Source organism: Marinovum sedimenti, from assembly GCF_054052205.1.
The window spans coordinates 343,684-367,039 of record NZ_CM133223.1; the positions used below are offsets into that span (position 1 = coordinate 343,684).

At 62.1% G+C, this 23,356-nt stretch carries 20 protein-coding genes; 8 read left to right on the forward strand and 12 right to left on the reverse strand.

What is annotated here, in order from left to right:
* Nucleotides 1-102: 102 nt before the first annotated feature.
* The 3 genes from ACW9UO_RS01680 to ACW9UO_RS01690 all read left to right on the forward strand — a co-directional run bounded on the left by ACW9UO_RS01680 (nucleotide 103) and on the right by ACW9UO_RS01690 (nucleotide 3,768).
* Nucleotides 103-720 carry a DUF3047 domain-containing protein gene (locus ACW9UO_RS01680; protein ID WP_457087298.1) on the forward strand — a complete coding sequence of 206 codons (618 nt, stop codon included), beginning with the start codon at nucleotides 103-105 and terminating at the stop codon, nucleotides 718-720.
* Nucleotides 721-1,012: 292 nt separating this feature from the next.
* Nucleotides 1,013-2,029 (forward strand): extracellular catalytic domain type 2 short-chain-length polyhydroxyalkanoate depolymerase, encoded by a 1,017-nt coding sequence (locus ACW9UO_RS01685; RefSeq protein WP_457087299.1) that lies wholly within the window; start codon nucleotides 1,013-1,015, stop codon nucleotides 2,027-2,029.
* A gap of 494 nt (nucleotides 2,030-2,523) precedes the next feature.
* Entirely contained in the window at nucleotides 2,524-3,768 is a 1,245-nt protein-coding gene (locus tag ACW9UO_RS01690; RefSeq protein WP_457087300.1) for an AGE family epimerase/isomerase, read from the forward strand.
* Nucleotides 3,769-3,820: 52 nt separating this feature from the next.
* On the opposite strand, the gene ACW9UO_RS01695 is transcribed toward ACW9UO_RS01690, so the two are convergent.
* The 4 genes from ACW9UO_RS01695 to ACW9UO_RS01710 all read right to left on the reverse strand — a co-directional run bounded on the left by ACW9UO_RS01695 (nucleotide 3,821) and on the right by ACW9UO_RS01710 (nucleotide 7,996).
* Nucleotides 3,821-4,918 (reverse strand): ABC transporter ATP-binding protein, encoded by a 1,098-nt coding sequence (locus ACW9UO_RS01695; protein ID WP_457087301.1) that lies wholly within the window; start codon nucleotides 4,916-4,918, stop codon nucleotides 3,821-3,823.
* 5 nt (nucleotides 4,919-4,923) lie between these two features.
* Entirely contained in the window at nucleotides 4,924-5,817 is an 894-nt protein-coding gene (locus ACW9UO_RS01700; protein ID WP_457087302.1) for a carbohydrate ABC transporter permease, read from the reverse strand.
* On the reverse strand, nucleotides 5,810-6,682 hold the full coding sequence (locus ACW9UO_RS01705; RefSeq protein WP_457087303.1) for a carbohydrate ABC transporter permease: 873 nt from the start codon (nucleotides 6,680-6,682) through the stop codon (nucleotides 5,810-5,812). The genes ACW9UO_RS01700 and ACW9UO_RS01705 overlap by 8 nt, the downstream gene beginning before the upstream one ends.
* Before the next feature lie 69 nt (nucleotides 6,683-6,751).
* Nucleotides 6,752-7,996, reverse strand: a complete 1,245-nt coding sequence (locus ACW9UO_RS01710) for an ABC transporter substrate-binding protein (protein WP_457087304.1) — start codon at nucleotides 7,994-7,996, stop codon at nucleotides 6,752-6,754.
* A gap of 225 nt (nucleotides 7,997-8,221) precedes the next feature.
* Here ACW9UO_RS01710 and ACW9UO_RS01715 point away from each other — a divergent pair, with 225 nt between their 5' ends.
* Entirely contained in the window at nucleotides 8,222-8,959 is a 738-nt protein-coding gene (locus ACW9UO_RS01715) for a response regulator transcription factor (RefSeq protein ID WP_457087305.1), read from the forward strand.
* A gap of 5 nt (nucleotides 8,960-8,964) precedes the next feature.
* The gene (locus ACW9UO_RS01720; RefSeq protein ID WP_457087306.1) at nucleotides 8,965-10,404 is read left to right on the forward strand and encodes a sensor histidine kinase; all 1,440 of its coding nucleotides are present in this window, start codon (nucleotides 8,965-8,967) and stop codon (nucleotides 10,402-10,404) included.
* A 10-nt stretch (nucleotides 10,405-10,414) separates the two neighbouring features.
* Here the strand turns inward: ACW9UO_RS01720 and ACW9UO_RS01725 are convergent, their stop codons facing one another.
* A complete protein-coding gene (locus tag ACW9UO_RS01725) occupies nucleotides 10,415-11,929 on the reverse strand; it encodes a malonate--CoA ligase (protein WP_457088585.1) in 1,515 nt (504 codons plus the stop codon).
* A 214-nt stretch (nucleotides 11,930-12,143) separates the two neighbouring features.
* Between ACW9UO_RS01725 and ACW9UO_RS01730 the strand changes: the two genes are divergently transcribed.
* Together ACW9UO_RS01730 and ACW9UO_RS01735 are read left to right on the forward strand one after the other, a co-directional pair.
* A complete protein-coding gene (locus ACW9UO_RS01730) occupies nucleotides 12,144-14,648 on the forward strand; it encodes a heavy metal translocating P-type ATPase (RefSeq protein WP_457087307.1) in 2,505 nt (834 codons plus the stop codon).
* Nucleotides 14,649-14,661: 13 nt separating this feature from the next.
* Complete coding sequence (locus ACW9UO_RS01735; protein ID WP_457087308.1) at nucleotides 14,662-15,111, forward strand: MerR family transcriptional regulator; 450 nt, start codon at nucleotides 14,662-14,664, stop codon at nucleotides 15,109-15,111.
* A gap of 8 nt (nucleotides 15,112-15,119) precedes the next feature.
* Here ACW9UO_RS01735 and ACW9UO_RS01740 read toward each other — a convergent pair whose 3' ends face one another.
* Entirely contained in the window at nucleotides 15,120-15,578 is a 459-nt protein-coding gene (locus ACW9UO_RS01740; RefSeq protein WP_457087309.1) for a hypothetical protein, read from the reverse strand.
* A 403-nt stretch (nucleotides 15,579-15,981) separates the two neighbouring features.
* Between ACW9UO_RS01740 and ACW9UO_RS01745 the strand changes: the two genes are divergently transcribed.
* Entirely contained in the window at nucleotides 15,982-17,265 is a 1,284-nt protein-coding gene (locus ACW9UO_RS01745; protein ID WP_457088586.1) for a DEAD/DEAH box helicase, read from the forward strand.
* A 91-nt stretch (nucleotides 17,266-17,356) separates the two neighbouring features.
* On the opposite strand, the gene ACW9UO_RS01750 is transcribed toward ACW9UO_RS01745, so the two are convergent.
* The 6 genes from ACW9UO_RS01750 to ACW9UO_RS01775 all read right to left on the reverse strand — a co-directional run bounded on the left by ACW9UO_RS01750 (nucleotide 17,357) and on the right by ACW9UO_RS01775 (nucleotide 23,245).
* Nucleotides 17,357-18,814, reverse strand: coding sequence for an NAD-dependent succinate-semialdehyde dehydrogenase (locus ACW9UO_RS01750; RefSeq protein ID WP_457087310.1), 1,458 nt, complete (start codon nucleotides 18,812-18,814; stop codon nucleotides 17,357-17,359).
* A gap of 132 nt (nucleotides 18,815-18,946) precedes the next feature.
* Nucleotides 18,947-20,077, reverse strand: a complete 1,131-nt coding sequence (locus ACW9UO_RS01755) for a Gfo/Idh/MocA family protein (RefSeq protein ID WP_457087311.1) — start codon at nucleotides 20,075-20,077, stop codon at nucleotides 18,947-18,949.
* A complete protein-coding gene (locus ACW9UO_RS01760) occupies nucleotides 20,074-21,135 on the reverse strand; it encodes a sugar phosphate isomerase/epimerase family protein (protein WP_457087312.1) in 1,062 nt (353 codons plus the stop codon). Before ACW9UO_RS01760 ends, ACW9UO_RS01755 begins: the two co-directional genes overlap by 4 nt.
* Nucleotides 21,136-21,150: 15 nt before the next feature.
* Nucleotides 21,151-22,017 (reverse strand): TolB family protein, encoded by an 867-nt coding sequence (locus tag ACW9UO_RS01765; RefSeq protein ID WP_457087313.1) that lies wholly within the window; start codon nucleotides 22,015-22,017, stop codon nucleotides 21,151-21,153.
* Nucleotides 22,018-22,060: 43 nt separating this feature from the next.
* On the reverse strand, nucleotides 22,061-23,107 hold the full coding sequence (gene mgrA / locus ACW9UO_RS01770) for an L-glyceraldehyde 3-phosphate reductase (RefSeq protein ID WP_457087314.1): 1,047 nt from the start codon (nucleotides 23,105-23,107) through the stop codon (nucleotides 22,061-22,063).
* A gap of 9 nt (nucleotides 23,108-23,116) precedes the next feature.
* The gene (locus ACW9UO_RS01775) at nucleotides 23,117-23,245 is read right to left on the reverse strand and encodes a hypothetical protein (RefSeq protein ID WP_457087315.1); all 129 of its coding nucleotides are present in this window, start codon (nucleotides 23,243-23,245) and stop codon (nucleotides 23,117-23,119) included.
* Nucleotides 23,246-23,356: the final 111 nt, after the last annotated feature.

The following is a 23,356-nucleotide window of genomic DNA, read 5'->3' on the forward strand; positions in this document are numbered from 1 at the left end:
CAGCGGCGTGTCGAAGGGGCCGCATTTGGCCGGGCCGGTGCAGGCACAGACTTGGCAAGGATCGACGGAATGAACAAAATGCGATGGGCCCTCCCAGTCCTTATGGCGGGTTTTCTGGCCGCACAGGCGGCGACGGCGGGGCCGGTGCCCTTTGACGCAAACTGGAAAGAACAGGGCTTTTTGCGTCTGTTTTCCAATGATTACAGCCTTCAGGGGCGCAAACTTGGGGTGACGTCGGACGGCACCGTATCGCTGCTGTGGCGGCCCGTGGGCGAGGATGCCCGCCAGACCGGTGGTGCAAGCTGGCGTTGGGGGGTCACAAATGGCGTGGCCGCCACCGACCTGACGCGCAAAGGCAGCGATGACCGGAACCTTGCGCTGTATTTCATCTTTGTCGATCCGGCCCGCGCAGAGGCTCTTAAAACCCGCAGCGCCCGCGCCATTCTGCGCGAAGACAGCGCCCGAGCGCTGATTTACGTCTGGGGCGGCGCGCACCAGCGCGGCAATGTCTTGCCCAGCCCCTATTCGCCACGCCTCAAGACCGTGGTGCTACGCCCATCCGGGACGGGAGACCACCGCGAACGTGTTGATCTAGCGAAAGATTTTCGCCGGGCCTTTGGCACGGCCCCTGGCGCGCTCTTGGGCTTGGCAGTGTCGGCAGACAGTGACGATACCAAAGGGCGCATCTCGGGTTCAATCAGCGATTTGACGCTGGAGTGAGGGCGTCGGGGCCGTGGCGCATCTGGTTGCGGTACGGCCTGCGCCTGCGGCGCAGTGCGTCGCAGACGCCGGAAGTATTTCAAAGCGAAACCTCGGCGCAGCGCGTGGGGTACAAAGCGGCGCGCAAAGTGTAGGGATCGCCCGCTTTGAGTGCGCCGTCTGCATGAAATCAGCTTAAAGTGGCATTTTGCGTGGCGGCTTTGCAAATGCTGCACTAGCATAATGCTCAGCGTTTATTTCATTTTCCGCCCAGAGCCCCCCATTTCGCTCTGTTTTCAGGAGTTCATTGATCATGACACATTGGCTTTTTGCCGCCGCCCCTTTGGTGTTGTCCGCCAGCGTTGCAGGGGCCGAGCCGCTGCCTGCGCTCACCCTCGAACCAGGCGCGACAAGCGTTTCGGGCCTGTCGAGCGGGGCGTTTATGGCGGTGCAACTTCAGGTGGCCTTTTCGGCTGGCATCTCGGGCGCGGGCATCGTGGCGGGCGGGCCTTTTGACTGTGCCGACCGTTCGCTGTGGCGCGCGCTGAATGTCTGTATGGCCCCGATTTTTGTCAACGCCAGCCCGCGCCGTTCGTTCAGCGCGATGGAGGCCAGAGCCGCAGAAGGCAGCATCGATCCGCTGGCCGGGGTGGCGGATGACCGGCTGTATCTGTTTCACGGCAAGGCCGACGATACCGTGGCGCGGGCCACGATGGATGCGCTGGCCGAGACCTATGACATGCTTGGGGTGGCAGCGGAAAACCTCACCTATGTGACATCGGTGGAGGCCGGCCACGCCTTTATCACTGAACAAGGCAGCTTGACCTGCGCCGACACCGCGCCGGATTTCCTGAACGATTGCGATATTGATCAGGCGGGCGACATCCTGACCCAGATCTATGGCCCGCTTTCCCCGTCGAAACCTGTGCGGGATGCCGGATTTTTGGTGTTCGATCAGGCGCAGTATACCGACGGGGCCAAGGGGATGGGCGCGGTCGGGTTTGCCTATATCCCCGAGGTCTGTGCGGCGGGGGAAAGCTGTCGTTTGCACATCGCCATACATGGCTGCAAGCAGGGCCAGCAGTACATTGGCGAGACTTATGCCAGGACGACCGGGTTCAACGCATGGGCCGAGGCGAACCGGATCGTTGTGCTTTATCCCCAAGCCGTGCGGATCCCGACGCCGTGGTACAACTGGTTTGGCGGCAATCCGAACGGGTGCTGGGATTGGTGGGGGTATTCGGGGTCGAACTATCTGACCCAAACCGCGCCGCAGCCCGCCGCCATCGCCCGCATGGCCGCCGCTTTGGGTGCGCCATTGCAGGATTAGGCGAGCGCTGGGGGAGATGATCACGCCGGTCAGATGGGGCAGGGTAGACGGTATCGAGATTGCGTGTGTGTCGACGAGCGCGTTGTACCCAACCCTGCAGAGACCGTCCTGCCCCTAATTGGTGGGACGCATCGCTGGCAGGACACACGGCCGGAACCGCTATTTCAACAGGCGCGCGAGATCCTAAATTTGTAGTCGGTTGCGGCTAGACGCCAGGCCGATCTGTCAACAGATCGGTACCGATCCATTGATGGATCGGGCTGCTGCCTGATGGCGGGCAGTTTGCGACTACGATCCAGACGTTTCTAAAAATCGATGTTCGGCGCGATTAGGGTGGGGACACCGGCGTTATGGTCGATCCGGAGGAGCAATCGAAAGGGCACCAAGGTCGAAACCTCGTCCCTGGCGGCTTTACGTCTTTGATGTCGTGCAATATTTCGTGCTAAATCGCGCGACAGCCAAGATTGCCTCACACAAATGGACCGCCCCCTCCCATGACCAAGACCCAACCGCTCGCCTCTGAAACCCCCGGGCCGTTCTGGCTTGAGGACGACACCCACCGGCGCTGGTTGGCGCAGGACGCGCTGCGCCAGCTAGAGTTCTTTCGCGCAAGTGCACGGCCCGAGGGCGGGTTTTACATTCTGGGCCATGACGGCGCGCCAATGGCCGGCGAGGTGCAAGAGTTGCACACCACGACGCGTTTGGTGCATTCCTTCACGCTTGGCAAACTGGCCGGGGGCGCGGAGTGTGACGCGATCATTGATCACGGCATGGCCTATCTGAAAAGTCACCACCATGACAAAGATCACGGCGGATACCTTTGGGCACGCGATGGCGACGCGGTGCACGACGGGCGCAAACTGGCGTATGGCCATGTGTTCACGCTTTTGGCCGGGGCCAGCGCCAAGATGGCCGGGCACCCCGATGCCGATGCGCTGATCGAGGATGTCAGCGCCGTGCTCGACCAGCATTTCTGGGAGGAAGAGCGCGGTCTGTTCGCGGATGAATGGAACCGCGATTGGACGCCGTTTTCCACCTATCGCGGCATGAACGCCAACATGCACAGCGTCGAGGCGCTGTTGACCGCGTTTGAGGCGACCGACCGCGAGGTCTATCTCGACCGGGCCGGGCGCATTCTCACCTTCTTTCTGGGCCAAATCGCGCCTGCCTTTGACTGGCGGTTGCCCGAGCATTACACCGCCGATTGGCAGGTTGATCGCGGCTATTCCAGCAATCCGATGTTCCGCCCCGCGGGCACCACGCCGGGGCATTCCTTTGAATTGGCACGGCTTTTGCTGCAACATTGGGATCTGAGCGGGCGCAAGGACGCCACCGCCCCCGAAACCGCAAGGCGGGTGATGGAACAGGCGCTCTCCGATGCATGGGACCAAACGCGCGGCGGCTTTGTCTATACGCTTGATTTCGATGGCACCCCGGCGATCGAGGATCGCTATTGGTGGCCGGTGACCGAGGCGATTGGCGTGCTGGCGGCCTTTATCAAGCTCGAGCGGAACCCGGCGGATGAGGTCTGGTATCGCAGGCTCTGGCAGTTTGCCGACGCGCATTTCGTCGATCATGACAGGGGCGGCTGGTTCCACGAGATCGACGCCGAGGGCAAACCAACCGAGTGGCAATTTCCCGGTAAAGGCGATATCTATCACGCGCTTCAGGCCGAGCTGTTTCCGCTGGCTCCGGGTTTGTCCAACCTCGCCCGCGCGCTGCCGGATATAAACGGTTAACGCGCGCCTTTCGCAAGGCGCGCGTCGGGATCAGAGCGGCTGAGGCAGGCCCTCAGTTCAGGCGCAGCCCGGTGTCAGGTGCGAAATACGACACCTTGCCAAGATCAAAGGCCAGACGCTGGGCCACCCCCGGCGCTGCCGAGGTTTCCGCGTGCAGCCGGGCGGTGACATGTTTGCCGCCCAGTTCCAGCACCGCAAAGGTATCGGCGCCCGCCGGTTCAACGATGTCGATCACGCAATCGGCCTCTTGCCCATTGGTGCCGGTCTGCGCCGCAGCGTCTGCGATGTTTTCCGGGCGCACCCCGATGATGACATCTTCGGGCAAGCTGAGGTTCTTGGTATCGTTCAGAACCATCGGCGCGCCGTCTCTGCGCGCGATTTCAATGCTGGTGCCGGTGCCATTGGCCCGCGCTTTGGCCGGGATCAGGTTCATCGCCGGGCTGCCCATGAAATCCGCAACAAACAGGTTGGCGGGGCGGTTGTAGATCTCGGCCGGGGTGCCGATCTGCTGGATCACGCCGCCTTTCATCACCACAATCTTGGTCGCCAGCGTCATCGCTTCGATCTGGTCGTGGGTCACATAGACCATCGACGCCCCAAGCCGCTGGTGCAGCGACTTGATCTCGGTGCGCATCTCGACGCGCAGCTTGGCATCAAGGTTGGACAGCGGTTCGTCGAACAAGAATAGCTTGGGATCGCGCACCAGCGCACGGCCCATCGCCACCCGCTGACGCTGGCCGCCCGACAACTGGCCGGGTTTGCGATGCAGCAACGGCTCGATCTGCAATTGCTGTGCCACATGGGCCAGTTTCTTGTCCTGGGTGGCCTGGTCGATGCCGCGCACCTTCATGCCGAAGGTGATGTTCTTGGCGACGGTCATCGTCGGGTAAAGCGCATAGGACTGGAACACCATCGCGATGTCGCGGTCTTTGGGGCTGACATTGGCCACGTCACGCCCGCCGATGTGCATCTCGCCGCCCGAAATAGGTTCGAGACCGGCGATGCAGTTCAGCAGGGTCGACTTGCCACAGCCCGATGGGCCAACCAGCACAAGGAAGTCACCCTGTTCGATCGACACGTTGATATCCTTGAGGATTTCGGTGGTGCCATAGCTCTTGAACAGGTTGTTGATTTCAAGGATCGGAGCCATTTGTGTTATCCTTTCACGGATCCGGCGGTCAGACCGCGGACGAAATATTTACCGGCGACGACATAAACAAAGAGGGTGGGCAAACCTGCGATGATCGCGGCGGCCATATCCACGTTGTAGGCTTTGACGCCTGTGGTCGAGTTGACGATATTGTTGAGCGCGACTGTCACCGGCTGGGTGCCGGCCTGGCTGAACGAGACCCCAAACAGGAAGTCGTTCCAGATCTGGGTGAACTGCCAGATGACGGTCACAACGATGATCGGCAGCGACAGCGGCAGGAAGATCGACCAGAAGATGCGGAAGAAGCCTGCGCCATCCACCTTGGCCGCCTTGGTCAGCTCAGACGGGATCGACACGTAGTAATTGCGAAAGAACAACGTGGTGAAGCCCAGACCATAGATGACGTGAACAAAGATCAGCCCCGGAATGGTGCCCGCCATGCCCATCAGCCCCAGCATCCGCGCCATCGGCAGCAGAACCACCTGAAACGGGATGAAACAGCCAAACAACATCAGCGAAAAGAACAGGTTTGCGCCGCGGAATTTCCACTGTGCCACGACATAGCCGTTCAGCGCGCCAACCAAAGTCGAGATCGCCACAGCCGGGATCGCAATCAGCACCGAGTTCCAGAAATAGGGCCGCACGCCTTCACATTGGATACCGGTACAGGCGGTGGACCACGCGGTGCGCCAGGCGTCAAACGTCACATCGCGCGGCAGTGAGATAAGATCGCCGGTGCGGATTTCATCGAGGCTTTTCAACGATGTGGTGATCATCACGAACAGCGGCATCAGATAGAACAGGGCGAAGATACCCAAGGTGATATAAAGCAGCCAACGGAGCGCGATCTTGCCGGCCTGGCTTTCGCTCGGGGCCTGCGTAACTGAAAGATCAGCCATCTTTGGACCTCAATTCTGAATAGAGATAGGGAACCACGATCGCAAAGACGACCAACATCATGACCATTGCGGAACTTGCCGCCTGACCGATATCGCCGCGCGAAAACGCCATCGCGTACATGTAGGTTGCAGGCAAATCGGTGGCATAGCCGGGCCCGCCGCCCGTCAGCGCGATGACAAGGTCAAAGCTCTTGATGGCAAGGTGCGACAGCACGATGAAAGCCGACAGAAAGATCGGGGCCATCGCCGGAATGATGATCGCGGTATAAACTCGCCATGTCGGGATGCCGTCAACCTGGGCCGCTTTGATGATCTCGCCATCGACCGAGCGCAGGCCCGCCAAGAACAGCGCCATCACAAAGCCAGAGCTTTGCCAGATCGCCGCCAAAACGATGGTATAAATCGCCATGTCGGGGTTCACCAACCAGTCGAAGGTGAAATTCTCAAACCCCCAGCCGCGCACCATCGCCTCGAGCCCGAGACCGGGGTTGAGGATCCATTTCCACGCGGTGCCGGTGACGATCATCGACAGGGCCATCGGGTAGAGGTAAATCGTGCGGATCGCGCCTTCGGTGCGGATGTTTTGATCAAGCAGAATGGCCAGCACGAGGCCAAGCACCATTGCGATCACGATGAACAAAATGCCGAAAACAAAAAGGTTGCTGAAAGCCGTGTCCCAGCGCGGCGATGCGAGCAGCCGCTCATATTGGATGGTGCCTTCGATTTCATATTTGGGAAGCAGGCGCGAGCGTGTCAGCGAAACCCAGGCTGTCCAGGCGATAAAGCCGTAGACGAAAACCAAAACTGCGATGAACGAGGGGGCCAGAACGAGCTTGGGCGTGTTTTCTTCAAGCCACTTAAGCATTGGATAAGTCTCCAAAGGTGGCCCCGCCCCCCAATAAAGCCGGTGAAAGCTGGGGGGCAGGGCTGGCGTTTACATGCTGTTTGCGATTGCGTCAGACAGCATCTTGACGGCATCCGCCGAGGACATGTCCGAGTTGAAGTGCGCGGTCACGACATCGGTGATTGCGCCGGCCTGTGCGCCGCGAAGGGCCATACCGTGGGCATAGCTTGGCAGCAGCGAACCGCCTTCAGAGCTGGCGGCCATGTCTTTGGCCGACAACAGTGCGCAAGAGTCGAATTCATCAAGCGACACATCGGTGCGCGCGGGGATCGAGCCTTTGTTGAGGTTGAACACCTTCTGGAAGTTCTGACCGACAACCAGTTTGGCCAGCAGTTCCTGACCGGCTTTCTTGTCGTCGCCGTCCACGTCGAACATCGCAAAGCTGTCAACGTTGTAGAGGAAGCCATCGCCCGGCACCGACGCGCAGAGGAAGTCTTCGCCCGGCACTTTGCCAGCCGCCATGAATTCGCCTTTGGCCCAGTCGCCCATGATCTGGAACGCCGCTTCGCCGTTCATCACCATCGCTGTCGCCAGGTTCCAGTCACGGCCCGAGAAGTTGGTGTCGACAAAGCCGCGCATGATGCGCATCTGGTCAAACACGGCAACCATTTCGTCCGAGTTCAGGGTCTCGGTGTCGAGATCGACAAACGCCTTGCGGAAGCCATCGGCCCCGAGGATGCCAAGCGCCACGGCTTCGAAAACAGTCGCGTCCTGCCAGGACTGACCGCCGTGGGCGAGGGGGATGATGCCAGCGGCTTGCAGCTTTTCGGCGGCGGCGTTGAACTCATCCCAGGTTGTCGGCATGTCGATGCCATTGGCGCTCAGGACTTCGGCGTTGGCCCAGATCCAGTCGACGCGGTGCACGTTGACCGGTGCCGCGCACCAGGTGCCTTCGCATTTCATGTGGTCCGCGATCGAGGTCGGCAGAACCGAGGCCCAATCGTTGGCTTCGGCAACAGCAGAGATATCGGCCAGAACGCCTTCTTCGTACCATTCCTGAATCGCCGGGCCTTTGAGCTGAACCGCGGTCGGTGCGTTGCCCGAAAGCACGCGGGCCCGCAGGGCTGTCATTGCCGCGTCGCCGCCGCCGCCAGCCACGGGCATATCCGTCCAGGTGCCACCGTTATCCGCGAATTCCTTTTGCAGGACCGCAACAGATTTGGCTTCGCCACCGGATGTCCAGTAGTGCAGAACTTCGGCTGTCGGCTCTGCGACGACCGCGCTTGCCGCGACCATTGCCAGACCAGAGACTGCGCCCATTACATACGATTTCATTTGGTTTCCTCCCATGAAAACACCGCAAATGCGGATATTGTGCCAGCGACACTGAGCTTATCTGGCTGTCCATGCAATCGGCTCATGGCGGCTATTCCCGGCGGTCATGCACAAATTGCGGCAGGACGTTACAGCTTGTTACCTGAGGCTGGATTCTGTTTCATGCAGTTACATAACAAGGGCTCTGAAAGGCCCATGCCTGCCGCAACCTGAGGAGGAGCGCCGGTGACGATTCCCCGAATACTGGTGGTCGATGACGATCCTGACATGCGCCAGATGATGACGCAGTTCCTGCGGCGCAACGGATCAATCGCCTTGCCCGCCGCGACCGAGGCCGAAGTGCGGTCGCACCTTGCGGGCGGGCGGGTCGATTTGATCTTGCTCGATGTGATGCTCGGCGATGAGAACGGCATCGAGATTTGTGGCCGTCTGCGCCGCGAACAGGATGTGCCGATCATCATGGTGTCGGCCTTGTCGGCGGATCATCAGCGGATGGAGGGCTATTCGGTCGGGGCCGACGATTACATCGCCAAGCCGTTCAACCCCGAATTGCTACTGGCGCGGGTCAAGGCGGTGCTGTCGCGGGCGCGGCGGTCCTCGTCTTTGGTGCACCGTCGCAACACCCGCAGGTTTGCCTTTGCCGGGTGGAGCTATGACGCCAAGCGCAACGAAGTGCTCTCGCCCGCCGGGGTGCAAGTGTCTCTGTCGCGGCGCGAAACCGCGCTGTTGCAGGTGCTTTTGGCCAACCCGCATATTCCCCTGACCCGAGACGAGATTGCCGCCGCGCTCGACGTGACCGGCGAAACGGCGCAAACCGGCGAGGCGCTGGGCCGTGCCATTGATGTGCTCGTCGGGCGGCTGCGGTCCAAGATCGAGGTAAACGCCAAAGACCCGCAATTGCTGCGGACCGAACGGGGCGTCGGCTATGTCTTTGCCATCGATGTCGCGGAAGCAGAGGCATGAGGCGGATGCGCCGCCTGGATGTGATTGGCAGTTTTCTGGTGCTGGGGGCCTTTGTGTCGGGCGGGTTGGCGGTGGGGCTTTGGCTGTATTCCAACGCCAGTTGGCAGGCGCATGGGGCCCGCGCCTACGCCGCCGGGATCACGCTGTATAACGCGGTGCAGAACGGCACTGCCCCCTCGGATGGGGTGCGCATTCTGCCGCTGTCGGCTGAGGACGTTGCCCGCGCCGAGGCCGGCGTCTTTCGCCAATTGTCCAGCGCGCCGCGTGCTGCGCGCCTGACCATCGTGCCGATGTCGCAAGACGCCGCCAACACCGCGACCGGCGCGCCCTTTACCATCGCGATCCTTTCGGAGGATCTGGTCTACCGTTTGGCCGAGCTCACCAGCCGCCAAGGGCGGTCGGCGGCGGAAACCACCGGCGAAGTCTTTCGCCTTGTGGCGTCCTATTGCAGCGATCCGGTGGTCGTGGTGCGCATGGGGGCCGAACCTTGGCTGCGGGTCGATGGTGCCTCGGTCTGGAACTGCGACGCGGCCCCCCGAGACTTGCGCATGCTGGCGGTGATCCTGGCCGTGATCTCGCTTGGTGGGCTGTTGACCGTGGTGCTTAACCTGTCGTCCGATTTCACCCACTTTGCCGAGCAGCTGCGCAATCGTCGCCGCATTGGCGGGCCGGAAGCCTATGAAATCCCCGGACCGCACGAGTTGCAGGAAATCGTCGACGCGGTGAACAGCTTTCTACAGATGGAGCGTCAGCAACTGGCCAGCCGCGCCGCGGTGTTGTCCGGGGTGAGCCATGATCTCGGGACGCCGGCCACCCGTTTGCGGCTGCGCTCGGCCTTGATCGAAGACCCCGAATTGCGGCGCAAGCTTGAGGCCGATATCGACAGCATGACCGGCATCATCGAAAGCGTGCTCACCTATACGCGGGCGGAAATGAACGTCGAAATCCCGCGCCGGATGTCGCTGAGTTCACTGATTGATGCGGTGGTGGCCGATTATCAAGACGTTGGCAAAGGGGTCAAATTCCGTCAGGGCGACGATATTATCGTGCAGGGCGGGCAATCGGTGTTCATGTCGCGGCGCGGGCACAGCGTGCTGGCCCATGACCGCGACATCACGGTGATGGGGCGGCCAATCTCGCTGGAACGGGCGATCACCAATCTGATCGAGAACGCGCTGAAATACGGCCGCCGGGCCACTGTCGCGCTTGAGGCCGATGCGCGCACGGCGACGATTGTGATCGAGGACGAAGGCTCAGAAAATTCTGCCAAGGACATCGAGGCGCTGATGGCCCCGTTCCAGCGCGGCGACAACACCACAACAATCGACGGCTACGGGCTTGGCCTAACGATTGTGGAAACCATCGCGGTGTTGCACGGTGGCGGACTGTCGTTTGAGGATTCCGCCAAGGGCGTCTCGGCGCGGCTTACCATCCAGCGGGGGTAAGCCGCGTGGATTAGCTAGTAAACTCCGTCGCGAACCGGTCACGCAGCAGGTTTTTCTGCACCTTGCCCATCGTGTTGCGCGGCAATGCGTCGAGGATGACAAGCCGTTGCGGGTGTTTGTACCGGGCAAGCTCGGATTGCACCGTTTGCATGATCGCTTCTGGGTTGGGCGCGCGGGTTTGGTCTGCGACCAGAATGCCGAGCACGGTTTCGCCGAAATCCGGGTGCGGCACTCCAATCACCGCGCTTTCCAGCACGCCGGGCTGGTTGTCGAGCACAAGTTCGATTTCCTTGGGATAGATATTGTAGCCGCCGGAAATGATCAGATCCTTGTTGCGCCCAACGATATGCACATAGCCGTCTGCATCGATCCGCCCAAGATCACCGGTGATAAAGAACCCATCGGTGCGCAGTTCAGCGGCGGTTTTCTCGGGCATCTGCCAATAGCCTTTGAACACGTTGGGCCCGCGCACCTCGATCAGGCCGATCTCGCCTTGGGGCAGGGTGCTGCCACTCTCGGCATCGGTGATTTTCAGCTCGACGCCGGGCAGCGGGAACCCCACGGTGCCCGCGCGCCGCTCGCCGGAATAGGGGTTTGAGGTGTTCATATTGGTTTCGGTCATGCCGTAGCGCTCAAGAATACGGTGGCCGGTGCGGCTTTCAAATTGCACATGGGTTTCGGCCAAAAGCGGCGCAGAGCCTGAGATGAACAGCCGCATATGTGCGGTGGCGGCGCGGTCGAACCGGGCGTCATTCAGCAGACGGGTATAGAAGGTCGGCACCCCCATCAGCGTGGTCGCGCGGGGCAGGTGGGCAAGCAGGGCGTCGACATCGAATTTCGGCAGATAGACCATGCTGGCACCGGAAGCGAGCACGACATTGGTGGCCACAAACAGCCCGTGGGTGTGAAAGATCGGCAGCGCGTGCAGCAGTACATCCTCGTCCGTGAAACGCCATTCACGCACCAGAGTTTCGGCGTTGGACAGCAGGTTGTCCTGCGTCAGCATCGCGCCTTTCGAGCGTCCGGTGGTGCCCGATGTGTAAAGGAACGCCGCCAGATCGCTGCCCGCACGCGCCACGGTGTCAAAGCTGTTTGGCTTGGCGGCGGCCTTGTCCGCCAAGGTGCCCGAGCCATCGGCGTTCATCGTCTCGACCTGCGCGCCAAGGGGGTGGCCAAGCTCTTGCAGGCTGGCAAAATTGGCCCCGTCGCAGACAATCAGCGCCGCACCACTGTTTTCGATGAAATAGCCAAGTTCGGCTACAGTATATGCAGTGTTGAGCGGGAGGAACACCAAACCGGCCTGCGCGCAGGCGGCATAGAGCGCCAGCGCTTGCGGCGATTTCTCAACCTGCGCCGCGACCCTGTCACCGGGTTTGAGGCCGCTGTCGGTCATCGCGTGCGCCAGTCGGGCGGCAGATGCGAGGAAATCCTGATGGCTGAGCGTTTCGCCGTTTGGCAGGTGCAGGAACGGCGTGGTTTTCCCGGCATGGGCGCCAAACAGACGGTCATAAAGCGGGTTGGTCATCATCGGTCTTTCTGGCTGGGTCCGGCGGAAACTGTCATGTGTTTTTGCGCCACAGGGGCCGGGGCGTAAAGGTTTTTAACCGCACGGCTGCCAGTTTGCGCCCCGCGCGAACCCGCCGCCCAACGACGTGCGCAGAAAATTTGAAATTGTCCCTTGACCCTCCAGTGACTGGAAACCCTATCTGTTGCCCTGTAACGCTTTTCAGGAGGTCGAGATGGCCACGCACACAACTGCAACTCTCTTGGTAGAAGGGATGACCTGCGCATCCTGCGTCGGCAGGGTCGAGCGCGGATTGGCAGCCCTTGAGGGGGTCACTGATGTCTCGGTGAACCTTGCCACAGAAGGCGCGCGTCTGACTGTGACTGACGCGGCGGCGATGGACCGCGCGGCCTTGGCCCTGACGGACCTGGGCTATCCGGCGCGCACCGCCAAGGTGGTGTTCAACATTGCGTCGATGTCCTGTGCCTCTTGCGTGGGGCGCGTTGACAAGGCGCTGGCCGCGGTGCCGGGGGTGCGCGAGGTTAATGTGAATCTCGCCTCTGAAACCGCGACTGTGACCTATCTTGAAGGGGTCACCAGCACCGCAGACCTGATGCGCGCGGCCGAGGAGGCGGGGTATCCTGCCACGCCCGTCGAGGCGGGCAAGACGCAAGACACCGCCAGCCGCAAGGAGGAAGAGGCGCGCGCCCTGTCGCGCCGGGTGGCGCTGGCCGCTGCTTTGGCGCTGCCGGTGTTCCTGATGGAGATGGGCAGCCACCTTATCCCGGCGGTGCATATGTTGATCGAGGGCACAATTGGGCGTCAGGCCAGTTGGCTGATCCAGTTTGTCCTGACCACTGCGGTCTTGTTCGGACCGGGGCGGCAGTTCTACCTCAAAGGCTTTCCGGCGCTGCTGAAAGGTGCGCCCGACATGAACAGCCTTGTCGCGGTGGGCACTGGTGCGGCCTATGGCTATTCGCTGGTGGCGACTTTCCTGCCAAGCGCGATGCCCGAAGCGGTGCGCGCGGTGTATTTCGAGGCGGCGGCGGTGATCGTGGTGTTGATCCTGATCGGTCGCTGGCTTGAGGCCCGCGCCAAGGGGCGCACCGGGGCGGCGATCCGCAAGCTGTTGCAGCTTCAGGCCCAGACCGCACATGTGCTGCGCGATGGGGTGCCGGTTGAGGTAAACATTGATGCGCTGCGCAGTGGCGATCTTGTGGTGGTGCGTCCGGGCGAACGCATTGCCGTTGATGGCGAAGTGACCGAGGGCGACAGCCACGTTGATGAAAGCATGATCTCGGGCGAGCCGGTTCCGGTGACCAAATCGATCGGCAGCGATGTGACCGGCGGGACGGTGAATGGCACCGGCAGTCTGACGTTTCGCGCCACGCGGGTTGGGGCCGACACTACGCTGGCCCAGATCATCCGCATGGTCGAAGAGGCACAGGGTGCCAAGCTGCCGATCCAGGGCCTGGTCGACCGGATCACCCTTTGGTTTGTCCCGGCGGTGATGGCGCTGGCGGCAATAACGGTGCTGGTCTGGCTGGTGCTCGGGCCTGATCCGGCGCTGACCTATGCGCTGGTGGCCGGGGTTTCCGTGCTGATTATTGCGTGCCCCTGTGCGATGGGTCTGGCCACGCCAACCTCGATCATGGTCGGCACCGGACGCGCCGCTGAAATGGGGGTGTTGTTCCGCAAAGGTGATGCGCTGCAAGAGCTGTCTGGCACCCGCGTCGTCGCGCTCGACAAGACCGGGACCGTGACCGAGGGCCGCCCCGAGCTTACCGATCTGGTGCTGGCCGAAGGGTTCGTGCGTGCCGATGTGCTGGCGCAGATTGCGGCGGTCGAGGCGCGCTCGGAGCATCCGATTGCCGAAGCCATTGTGCGCGGGGCAGGGGCCGAGGGCATCCAGCCCGCCGAGGCGACCGGGTTCACCTCGACCACCGGCTATGGTGTGCGGGCTATGGTGAACGGGGCCGAGGTGCTGGTGGGCGCTGACCGGTTGATGACGCGCGAAGGCATCGATCTGGGCGATCTGGCCGAAACCGAAGCGGCGCTGGCCGCCAAGGGCCGCACCGCGCTGTTTGCCGCCATCGACGGGCGGATTGCGGCGGTGATTGGCGTGTCCGATCCGGTGAAACCGGCCAGTCGCGCCGCCATTGCGGCCTTGCATGCGCAGGGTTTGAAAGTGGCGATGATCACCGGCGACAAACAGGCGACGGCGGATGCGATTGCTGCGGAAATCGGTATCGACGAGGTGATTGCCGGTGTTCTGCCCGATGGCAAGGTGGCCGCGCTTGACGATCTGCGCCGCTACGGCCCGGTGGCCTTTGTCGGCGATGGCATCAATGATGCGCCCGCGCTGGCCCATGCGGATGTTGGCATTGCCATTGGCACCGGCACCGATGTGGCGATTGAAAGCGCGGATGTGGTGCTGATGTCGGGCGATCTGCGCGGGGTGGTCAATGCCTTTGAAGTGTCGCATCGCACCATGCGCAACATCCGTCAGAACCTGGGCTGGGCCTTTGGCTATAACGTCGCGCTGATCCCGGTGGCGGCGGGGGTGCTTTACCCGGCCTTTGGCACCTTGTTGTCGCCGGTGCTGGCGGCGGGGGCGATGGCGCTCAGTTCGGTCTTTGTGTTGACCAACGCCTTGAGATTGCGCCGGATTGCCCCGGTGATGGATGAAAAGCTATCGGCGCGGGGCACAGTGGCCCCGGTCATGGCATCGGCGCAATAGGAGGGCCGTTCCAATGAATATCGGAGATGTGGCCGCACAGTCCGGCGTGTCGAAAAAGACGATCCGTTATTATGAGGAGGTTGGGCTGATCACGCCCAACCGCGCCGCCAATGGCTATCGCACTTTCCGCGAGGCGGATCTTGAGACTTTGGCGTTTCTCAGCCGGGCCAGAGCGCTGGGCTTTGCGATCGAGGATTGCCGCAAGCTGCTTGCGTTTGACAGTGACGCAGAGTGTGAATGTTCGCAGGTCAAGGCGCTGGCCGAGGCGCATTTGCGCAGCCTTGAGGCCAAGGCCGCTGAGATCGAGGCGATGCGCCTGTCGCTGACCGATCTGATGTCGCGCTGCGCTGGTGACGAAAGCACCGACTGCCCGATCCTTGGTGATCTGGCCGGGGCAAATGAATCCAGTGAGGACGAGGCGGCTGGCACTGCGGCGCTTGAAACGACGGGGGCGCGTGGCTGACGGTCGGGCTATTTGCCTGTCGCGTCCAACGGTGTGCGGTCTTTGAGGCGCTGGCCAAGGGCGCTGTCTTCTAGCCGGAGGTAGCGCAGCGCTTCGTCGAGGGTCGACATCACGGCCATCTCGAATCCGGGCACCCCGGCCACCGCTGCGGAATAAAGCTCCGCCGCGCGGCGGGGGGCACCGTCGGGGGTAAGTATCGCTTTGCGGCTGGGTTGGCGCTGGCGCTGGTTGAGGCTGGTGATCAGGTCGGCAAAGCCGCGGATGTCTTTGTCGGTCAGATCCAGATGCGTCACATCGCGCATGTCATCGAATTCGACCATACCCTCGGCATAGGCCGGATTTTCCTCCAGCGCGTCGAGCACCTCAAGGATCTCCGTGCGCGTCACATGCCCGCGAAAGGTCTTGATGACCAAGCCATCGTCGGCACTTACCCAGCACGTCACCGGCATTATGGTATCCCCAAACATATCCCGAGCCTTGCGGACTAGCATATTACCGTCGCTCGCTATGAAAATACGTGTATGAGGGCGGTAGTGCAAGGCGTCTGCTCTTTCAGGTTGAAACCTGATTAAAAGTGACACGACTTCAGCGCGATGATTGCCCAATGAAGGGTTGACATACGCGCACCGATAGCGCATTTGCCAGACATCGCTGCGCTGCCGCGTGAGCACGCCGGGCCCAAACGAGGGCCATCAGCGATACCAGACTTCAGTTCCCCATCACGCAGGGTTCCTGACGCGACGACCGGATTTCGCGGGGCACGCCCGCTTGTCCTGAGGTCTCGCGCACCCTCATCGGCTGCCTCGTGGTGGCTTTGCAACAAGGGCTTTGCCCGGGTGTCCGACCCGTGTGGCCCGTGAAGGATACGATTTGTTCGATTTCGATATGCTGGGTCTTGCGCCCTCCCTTAACGAAGCGCTGACCCGCGCCAAATTCTCTCAACCCACCCCGATCCAGGCCAAAGCGATCCCGCTGGCGATGGAAGGGCACGACATCCTTGGACTGGCCCAAACCGGCACCGGCAAAACGCTGGCCTTTGGTCTGCCGCTGATTGACCACATGCTGGCACAGCCGATCAAGCCCCTGCCGAAAACCGCCAAGGCGTTGATCCTTGCCCCGACCCGCGAGCTGGTGAACCAGATCGCCGAGAGCCTGAAAACGCTGACCCACGGGTCGCGCATTCATGTTGTGACTGTTGTTGGTGGCCAGTCGATCAGCCGTCAAATCAACGCGCTTGCCAAAGGCACTGACATTCTTGTCGCCACGCCGGGCCGCTTGATGGACCTGATGGACCGTCGCGCTGTTGATCTTGGTGAGGTCAAGCACCTCGTGCTCGACGAAGCTGACCAGATGCTCGACCTTGGCTTTATCCACGCGCTGCGCAAGATCGCGCCGCGCCTTGGCACGCCGCGCCAAACCATGCTGTTTTCGGCCACCATGCCCAAGCAGATGGAAGAGCTGTCGCGCGCCTATCTTAACAACCCGCGCAAGGTGCAAGTGTCGCCTCCGGGCAAGGCCGCTGACAAGATCACGCAGTCGGTGCACTTCCTTGAAAAAGGGGCCAAGCCGTTCAAACTGCGTCAGGTTCTTGAGCAAGACAAAGACGCGCTGACCCTGGTATTCTCGCGCACCAAACACGGTGCCGAGAAGCTGATGAAAGGTCTTGTGGCCGACGGTTTCAACGCCGCCTCGATCCACGGCAACAAAAGCCAAGGCCAACGTGACCGCGCGATCAAAGCGTTCCGCGATGGCACGATCAAGGTGCTGGTTGCGACCGACGTTGCCGCGCGCGGCATCGATATTCCGGGCGTCGGCTATGTGATCAACTATGATCTGCCGGAAGTGCCGGACAACTATGTTCACCGCATCGGCCGGACCGCACGTGCGGGCCGTGAAGGCGAGGCGATTGCCTTCTGTTCGGCGGAAGAGGTTGATCTGCTGGTGCAAATTCAGAAGCTGATGAAGATGGATATCCCGGTCGGCAGCGGCACCCAGCCTGTGGCGGTCAAAGACCCGACCCGTGGTGGCGGTGGTCGCAACACCAACCAGCGTCGCCGCAGCCGTGGCCCGCAGGGTGGCGCAGGTGCAGGTGCAGGCGCAAGCCATGGCGCACCGGCCAAACGCCGCCGTCCGCGTCGCAGCAAAGCGGCCTGAACCGGTCCAATATTAGCAAAAGGCCCCGCAGAACACTGCGGGGCCTTTTTCGTTTAAGCGGTTTTCGCGTGGGCTGTTGGTCAGCGCGGATTTACCAACTGGCTGAAATGTATTGGGTTTCCATGAATTCGTGCATGCCTTCATGCCCGCCTTCACGGCCCAGACCCGATTGTTTGACCCCGCCAAAGGGGGCCGCCGGGTCCGACACCAGCCCACGGTTCAGCCCGACCATCCCGTATTCAAGCCGCTCACAGACGTGCAACCCGCGCTTGAAATCCTCGGTAAAGACATAGGCCACCAGCCCGTATTCGGTGTCATTGGCGCGGGCGATGACATCCTCCTGATCGGTGAAGGTCTGGATTGCGGCCACGGGGCCGAAAATCTCATCCTGCACACAATCGGCGTCGGAGGACACATTGGTCATCACCGTCGGCGGATAGAAAAACCCTTTGCCTTCGGGCACTTCGCCGCCCAGATGCAGCTTGGCACCCTTGGCCACCGCATCATCAACAAAGCACTGTACCTTGTCGCGGGTTGACGCATTGACCAGCGGGCCGATGTCCACCCCGTCTTCCAGCCCATCGCCCATCGTCAGGGCCGCCATCTTTGCGGTGAACTTCTCGGTAAAGGCCTCGGCCACGGCTTCGTGCACATAAAACCGGTTGGCGGCGGTGCAGGCCTCACCGATATTGCGCATCTTGGCCAGCATCGCGCCTTCGACGGCGGCGTCGATGTCGGCATCGTCGAACACCACAAACGGCGCATTGCCGCCCAGTTCCATCGCCGGTTTGAGCACCTGATCCGCAGCCGATTTCAACAGCTTGCGGCCCACACCGGTCGAGCCGGTAAAGCTTACCACCCGCACGCGGGGATCATGCAGCATGTAATCGACCAACGCGCCGGTCTGTTTCGACGGCAGCACATTCACCAGACCCGCAGGCACACCGGCCTCTTCCAGCACCTCCATCAGCGCCAGCATGGTGAGCGGGGTTTCGGAGGCCGGTTTGATGATCACGCCACAGCCTGCGGCAAGCGCCGGGGCGATCTTGCGCGTGCCCATCGCCGCCGGGAAGTTCCACGGTGTGATCAGCACAGCCAGACCGGCGGGTTTGTGCTGCACCATGATGCGCGCGCCCGAGGCCGGGGCGTGGGTGAGCAACCCATCGGCGCGCACCGCCTCTTCGGCAAACCAGCGGAAGAATTCGGCGGCATACCCTGCCTCGCCCTTGGCATCGGCGCTGGCCTTGCCGTTTTCCAGGGTGATCAGCCGGGCAAAGTCGTCAAGCCGCGCGGTCATCAGCTCCCATGCTTTGCGCAACACTTCCGAGCGGGCGCGGGGCGTGCGGGCGGCCCAATCCTTCATCGCGGCTGCGGCGGCATCCATCGCGGCATCAGCATCGGCGATTTCGGCTGAGGCGACCGAGGTGATGACGCTCTCATCAACCGGATTGATCACATCGAACCGGGTGCCATTGGCCCCGGCGGTCCAGCTGCCGTTGATGTAGAGATCGGTTTTCAGGGCGGCGAAATCGATATCGGCTTTGGTCATCTCTCAGTCCTTCTTCACGTATCTGCGGCGCGTGCCGCGTTGGCCGCAAGGTGGCCCCGCCGCGATGCAAGCGCAAGGGCGATGTGCGGCGGACAGGGTCCGGGGCGCAGCGGTGCTAAAGGGTTGGGCCGGTTACAGCGCCGTCCAGGCCGCATCATTGCGCGACGAGGCGATACAGGCCGCGATAAACCGCATGCCGGTCAGGCCGTCCTCAAGACCGGGCGTATGTGCGCCCTCGGCCACCGGTCTGCCGTCTTCTGCGGCGCGGATCAGCTCGGCGGCGTCGGCATAGATCGTGGCGAACCCTTCGAGATAGCCCTCGGGGTGGCCCGGCGGCACCCGCAGCCCGCGTTGTCCGGCCGCGTTCGCGCCGGCCCCGCCGCGTGTCAGAAGCTGTTTGGGCGCGCCAAACCGGGTAAAGGCCATCACGTTGGGATTTTCCTGCGCCCAATCGAGCCCGCCCTTGGTGCCATGTATCCGCAACCGCAGGCCATTTTCGTTGCCCACGGCAACCTGACTGGCCCAGAGCATGCCCTTGGCCCCGCCGTCAAACCGCAGCATGACGTGCACGTTGTCATCCACTTGCCGCCCCGGCACAAAGGCATCGAGGTCCGCCGACAGCGCCTTGGTCGTCAACCCGCTGACATAGCTCGCCAAATTATGCGCGTGGGTGCCGATGTCCCCGACACAGCCGCCCGCGCCCGAGCGCGCCGGATCGGTGCGCCAATCGGCTTGTTTCGAGTGGGTCTCCTCGGCCAGCCAGTCCTGCACGTATTCCACATGCACCAGCCGGATCTCGCCCAATTCGCCCGCGCGCACCATCTCGCGCGCTTGTCGGATCAGGGGATAGCCGGTGTAATTATGCGTCAGGATGAACTGCTTGCCGCTGTCTTTGACCGCTTGGGCCAGCGTCTCGGCGTCTTGCATCGTGGCGGTCAGGGGCTTGTCACAGATGACGTGAATGCCGGCCTTGAGAAAGGCAATCGCGGGGGCGGCGTGCATGTGGTTGGGGGTGACAATCGCCACCGCATCAATGCCGTCGTCGCGCGCGGCCTCGGCGCGGGCCATGGCGTTGAAATCGCTATAGGCGCGGTCGGAGGCGATGCCCAAGTCGGCAGCAGAGGCGCGGGCGCGGTCGGCATCCGAGCTGAGCGCCCCGGCGACCAAATCCCATTGCCCGTCGATCCGGGCGGCGATGCGGTGCACGCCGCCGATAAATGCGCCCTGACCGCCGCCCACCATGCCAAGCCGCAACCGTCTCATGCCTCGATCCCCAGCATCCGGCGGATCTGGGCTTGGTCGGTCTCGCCGCCGGCGAAATCGTCAAACGCCTTGTCCGTCACCTCGATGATATGGCGTGCGATGAACGGCGCGCCCTCGGCTGCGCCCTGTTCGGGCGATTTCAGGCAGCATTCCCATTCCAGCACCGCCCAGCTGTCATAGCCATATTGCGCCAGTTTCGAGAAGATGCCGCCGAAATCGACCTGCCCGTCGCCCAAGCTGCGGAAGCGTCCGGCGCGACCGGTCCAGCCTTGGAACCCTGAGTAAACGCCTTGGCGGCCATCGGGATTGAACTCGGCATCCTTGACGTGAAAAGCGCAGATCCGTTCGTGGTAAATGTCGATGAACGACAGGTAATCCATCTGTTGCAGCAGGAAATGCGAAGGGTCGTAGTTGATCCGGCAGCGGCTGTGATCGTTGCAGGCCGCGAGGAACATCTCATAGGTCACGCCGTCGAACACATCCTCGCCAGGGTGGATTTCAAAGCCGATGTCGATGCCGTTGTCCTCATAGTGGTTAAAGATCGGCATCCAGCGGCGGGCGAGTTCACCAAAGGCTTCGTCAATCAGCCCCTCGGGGCGCTGCGGCCACGGGTAAAGGTAGGGGAAGGCCAGCGATCCGGTAAAGCTGACCGTGGTGGTTAGCCCTAATTTGCGGGCGGCAACGGCGGCCTTTTTCACTTGATCGACGGCCCAGGCCTGTCGCGCCTTGGGGTTGCCATGCACCTTTGCCGGCGCAAAGGCATCGAAGGCCTCGTTGTACGCCGGATGCACGGCAACAAGCTGGCCTTGCAGGTGGGTCGACAGCTCGGTGATCTCGACACCGGCATCGGCGCAAATGCCCTTGATCTCGTCGCAATAGGTGTCGGACTCGGCGGCCTTATCAAGATCAAACAGCCGGGCATCGAAGGTCGGGATCTGCACGCCTTTGTAGCCAAGGCCAGCGGCCCATTTGGTGATGTTTTCCAGCGAGTTGAACGGCGCGTCGTCGCCGGCGAACTGGGCAAGGAACAGGGCGGGGCCTTTGATCAATCCGGGCATATGGGTCTCCGATTTTCAGGGCTGGGGGGTGTAACGGACAAAGGCGAACTGGCGTGCATCCGGGTGCCAACAGGGCACGTTTAGGGTGCCCTGGCCGCCAAAAAGCGCCAAAAGCGTGCGGGGGGTGCCGCCATCGGCAGGCATCAAGCGCAGCTCGACATCACGCCCGAAGGGGTGGCCCTCGGTGCCGTGTGGATAAGCGAGGTAACAGACGTGGCGGCCATCCGGCGCAGGATGCGGGAACCAGTCGACGCTGTCGCCCTGGGTCATCTGTTGCGGATTGCTGCCATCGCGGCGCATCCGCCACAGCGCCATGTCGCCGCCGCGGTCGGAATTGAACCAGATCCACTGGCCATCCGGGGTGTAATCGGGCCCGTCATACTGGTGTGCGCCGGTGATCAAGATGCGTTCCGCGCCGCCCGCAAACGGGCAGGTGGCAATGCCGAAGTCGCCATCGCGGATGCAGGTATAGGTGATCTCGGCTCCATCCGGCGAAACCCCGTGAAACCAGCTTGGGGCGTGTTCGGTGATCTGTCGTGGAGTGCCGCCGCAAACGGGCAGGGCGTGGATCAGCGCGGTGCCCCGGCCCGGCGATTGCGACACCACAAGCGCGCTTCCATCCGGCGATATGCCGTGGTCGTTGTTAAGACGGTTCAGCGCGCCGGTGTTGATCGGCGTCAGCGCCGGGTTGGCAAGGTCGATCCGGAACAGGCGACCCTCGGCATTCACGATCAGCGCGCGGCCATCTGGCGTCCAGTTCGGGGCCTCGACGTGCCTGTCGGTCTGAAGCACCACGCGGGTCTTGCCGCTGTCGATATCGATGATCTCAATCGACGCGCGCATCAGGCGCGCTCCGATGGGGTGCCCGATCCCAGTGGGCATGGCGGCAAAGCCGGGCAAGCGCCGGGCGGGATCGGGCGTTGGCTCATTTGCGCTGGGGACCTTCGCGCTCGGCCGAGGCGGCCCAAAGGTTGATGTTGGCGTCCTTGGCGTGCTGGTCGATGCGGGCCAGCTCGTCCTTGGAGAAGTCGAGATTGCCAACCGCGCCAACGCAATCCACCACTTGTTGCGGCTTGGACGCGCCAATCAGCGCCGTCGTCACCCGACCGCCGCGCAGCACCCAAGCCAGCGCCATCTGCGCCAGCGTCTGGCCACGCTCTTCGGCGATGCCATTCAGCGCGCGGATGTTTGCGAGCGCCTCATCGCTGAGGAAGTCCTCGCGCAGCGATTTGCCTTGGGTCAACCGGCTGCCTTCGGGAATGCCACCGAGGTATTTGTTGGTCAGCATGCCCTGCGCCAGCGGCGAGAACACGATGGAGCCAATGCCCAGATCGTCCAAAGCATCCAGCAGCCCGTCTTCCTCGACCCAGCGGTTGAGCATGGAATAGCTCGGCTGGTGAATCAGACAGGGCGTGCCCAGCTCTTTGAGGATCGCGGCGGCCTCGCGGGTGCGCTGCGCGTTGTAAGACGAGATGCCAGCATACAGCGCGCGGCCCGAGCGCACGATGTAATCCAGCGCCATCATCGTCTCTTCCAGTGGCGTATCGGGATCGAAACGGTGCGAATAGAAGATATCGACGTAATCCAGCCCCATCCGTTTCAGCGACTGATCGCAAGACGCGACAAGGTATTTGCGGCTGCCCATTTCGCCATATGGCCCCGGCCACATGCCATAGCCGGCCTTCGACGAAATGATCATCTCATCGCGGTAGGGTTTGAAATCTTCGCGCAGCAACTGGCCAAAGGCCAATTCCGCCGTGCCCGGCCCCGGACCATAGTTATTGGCCAGATCGAAGTGGGTGATGCCGTGATCAAAAGCGGTGCGGGTGATCGCACGTTTGGTCTCATGCGGTGTGTCGTCGCCAAAGTTGTGCCACAGCCCCAGCGAAATCGCCGGAAGCTTGAGCCCCGAGCGGCCGCAGCGGCGGTACTGCATTGTATCGTAACGTGTTTCTGACGCGGTCCAGACCATGCGTTCCTCCTAGGCCAGTACCACCAGCGCAGCCGTGAGGCCGATGTCCTCAGGGCCGTCGCGGGTGGTTTCAAGCGTGATTTTTGTTTTGGTGTCGCTGCAATGCCGGATCGCGGTCAAAACGTCCACCACATGCATCTAAATTTCCCGAGAGCCGGGATACCATCGCGCAAACGAATCTCACGCTTCCCTGAAATCGATTACATGGTCATTTAAGCAGGAAAGAAATTTCTTGTAAACGATTACATC

What these genes read in the sequence shown, in the direction of transcription:
- ACW9UO_RS01725 (WP_457088585.1), bottom strand. Translation starts at nt 11,929, where the DNA reads ATGACCAACCCGCTTTATGACCGTCTGTTTGGCGCCCATGCCGGGAAA.
- ACW9UO_RS01765 (WP_457087313.1), bottom strand. Translation starts at nt 22,017, where the DNA reads ATGCCCACTGGGATCGGGCACCCCATCGGAGCGCGCCTGATGCGCGCG.
- ACW9UO_RS01710 (WP_457087304.1), bottom strand. Translation starts at nt 7,996, where the DNA reads ATGAAATCGTATGTAATGGGCGCAGTCTCTGGTCTGGCAATGGTCGCG.
- ACW9UO_RS01755 (WP_457087311.1), bottom strand. Translation starts at nt 20,077, where the DNA reads ATGAGACGGTTGCGGCTTGGCATGGTGGGCGGCGGTCAGGGCGCATTT.
- ACW9UO_RS01735 (WP_457087308.1), top strand. Translation starts at nt 14,662, where the DNA reads ATGAATATCGGAGATGTGGCCGCACAGTCCGGCGTGTCGAAAAAGACG.
- ACW9UO_RS01700 (WP_457087302.1), bottom strand. Translation starts at nt 5,817, where the DNA reads ATGGCTGATCTTTCAGTTACGCAGGCCCCGAGCGAAAGCCAGGCCGGC.
- ACW9UO_RS01775 (WP_457087315.1), bottom strand. Translation starts at nt 23,245, where the DNA reads ATGCATGTGGTGGACGTTTTGACCGCGATCCGGCATTGCAGCGACACC.
- ACW9UO_RS01720 (WP_457087306.1), top strand. Translation starts at nt 8,965, where the DNA reads ATGCGCCGCCTGGATGTGATTGGCAGTTTTCTGGTGCTGGGGGCCTTT.
- ACW9UO_RS01695 (WP_457087301.1), bottom strand. Translation starts at nt 4,918, where the DNA reads ATGGCTCCGATCCTTGAAATCAACAACCTGTTCAAGAGCTATGGCACC.
- ACW9UO_RS01750 (WP_457087310.1), bottom strand. Translation starts at nt 18,814, where the DNA reads ATGACCAAAGCCGATATCGATTTCGCCGCCCTGAAAACCGATCTCTAC.
- ACW9UO_RS01685 (WP_457087299.1), top strand. Translation starts at nt 1,013, where the DNA reads ATGACACATTGGCTTTTTGCCGCCGCCCCTTTGGTGTTGTCCGCCAGC.
- ACW9UO_RS01730 (WP_457087307.1), top strand. Translation starts at nt 12,144, where the DNA reads ATGGCCACGCACACAACTGCAACTCTCTTGGTAGAAGGGATGACCTGC.
- ACW9UO_RS01740 (WP_457087309.1), bottom strand. Translation starts at nt 15,578, where the DNA reads ATGTTTGGGGATACCATAATGCCGGTGACGTGCTGGGTAAGTGCCGAC.
- mgrA (WP_457087314.1), bottom strand. Translation starts at nt 23,107, where the DNA reads ATGGTCTGGACCGCGTCAGAAACACGTTACGATACAATGCAGTACCGC.
- ACW9UO_RS01680 (WP_457087298.1), top strand. Translation starts at nt 103, where the DNA reads ATGGCGGGTTTTCTGGCCGCACAGGCGGCGACGGCGGGGCCGGTGCCC.
- ACW9UO_RS01760 (WP_457087312.1), bottom strand. Translation starts at nt 21,135, where the DNA reads ATGCCCGGATTGATCAAAGGCCCCGCCCTGTTCCTTGCCCAGTTCGCC.
- ACW9UO_RS01705 (WP_457087303.1), bottom strand. Translation starts at nt 6,682, where the DNA reads ATGCTTAAGTGGCTTGAAGAAAACACGCCCAAGCTCGTTCTGGCCCCC.
- ACW9UO_RS01690 (WP_457087300.1), top strand. Translation starts at nt 2,524, where the DNA reads ATGACCAAGACCCAACCGCTCGCCTCTGAAACCCCCGGGCCGTTCTGG.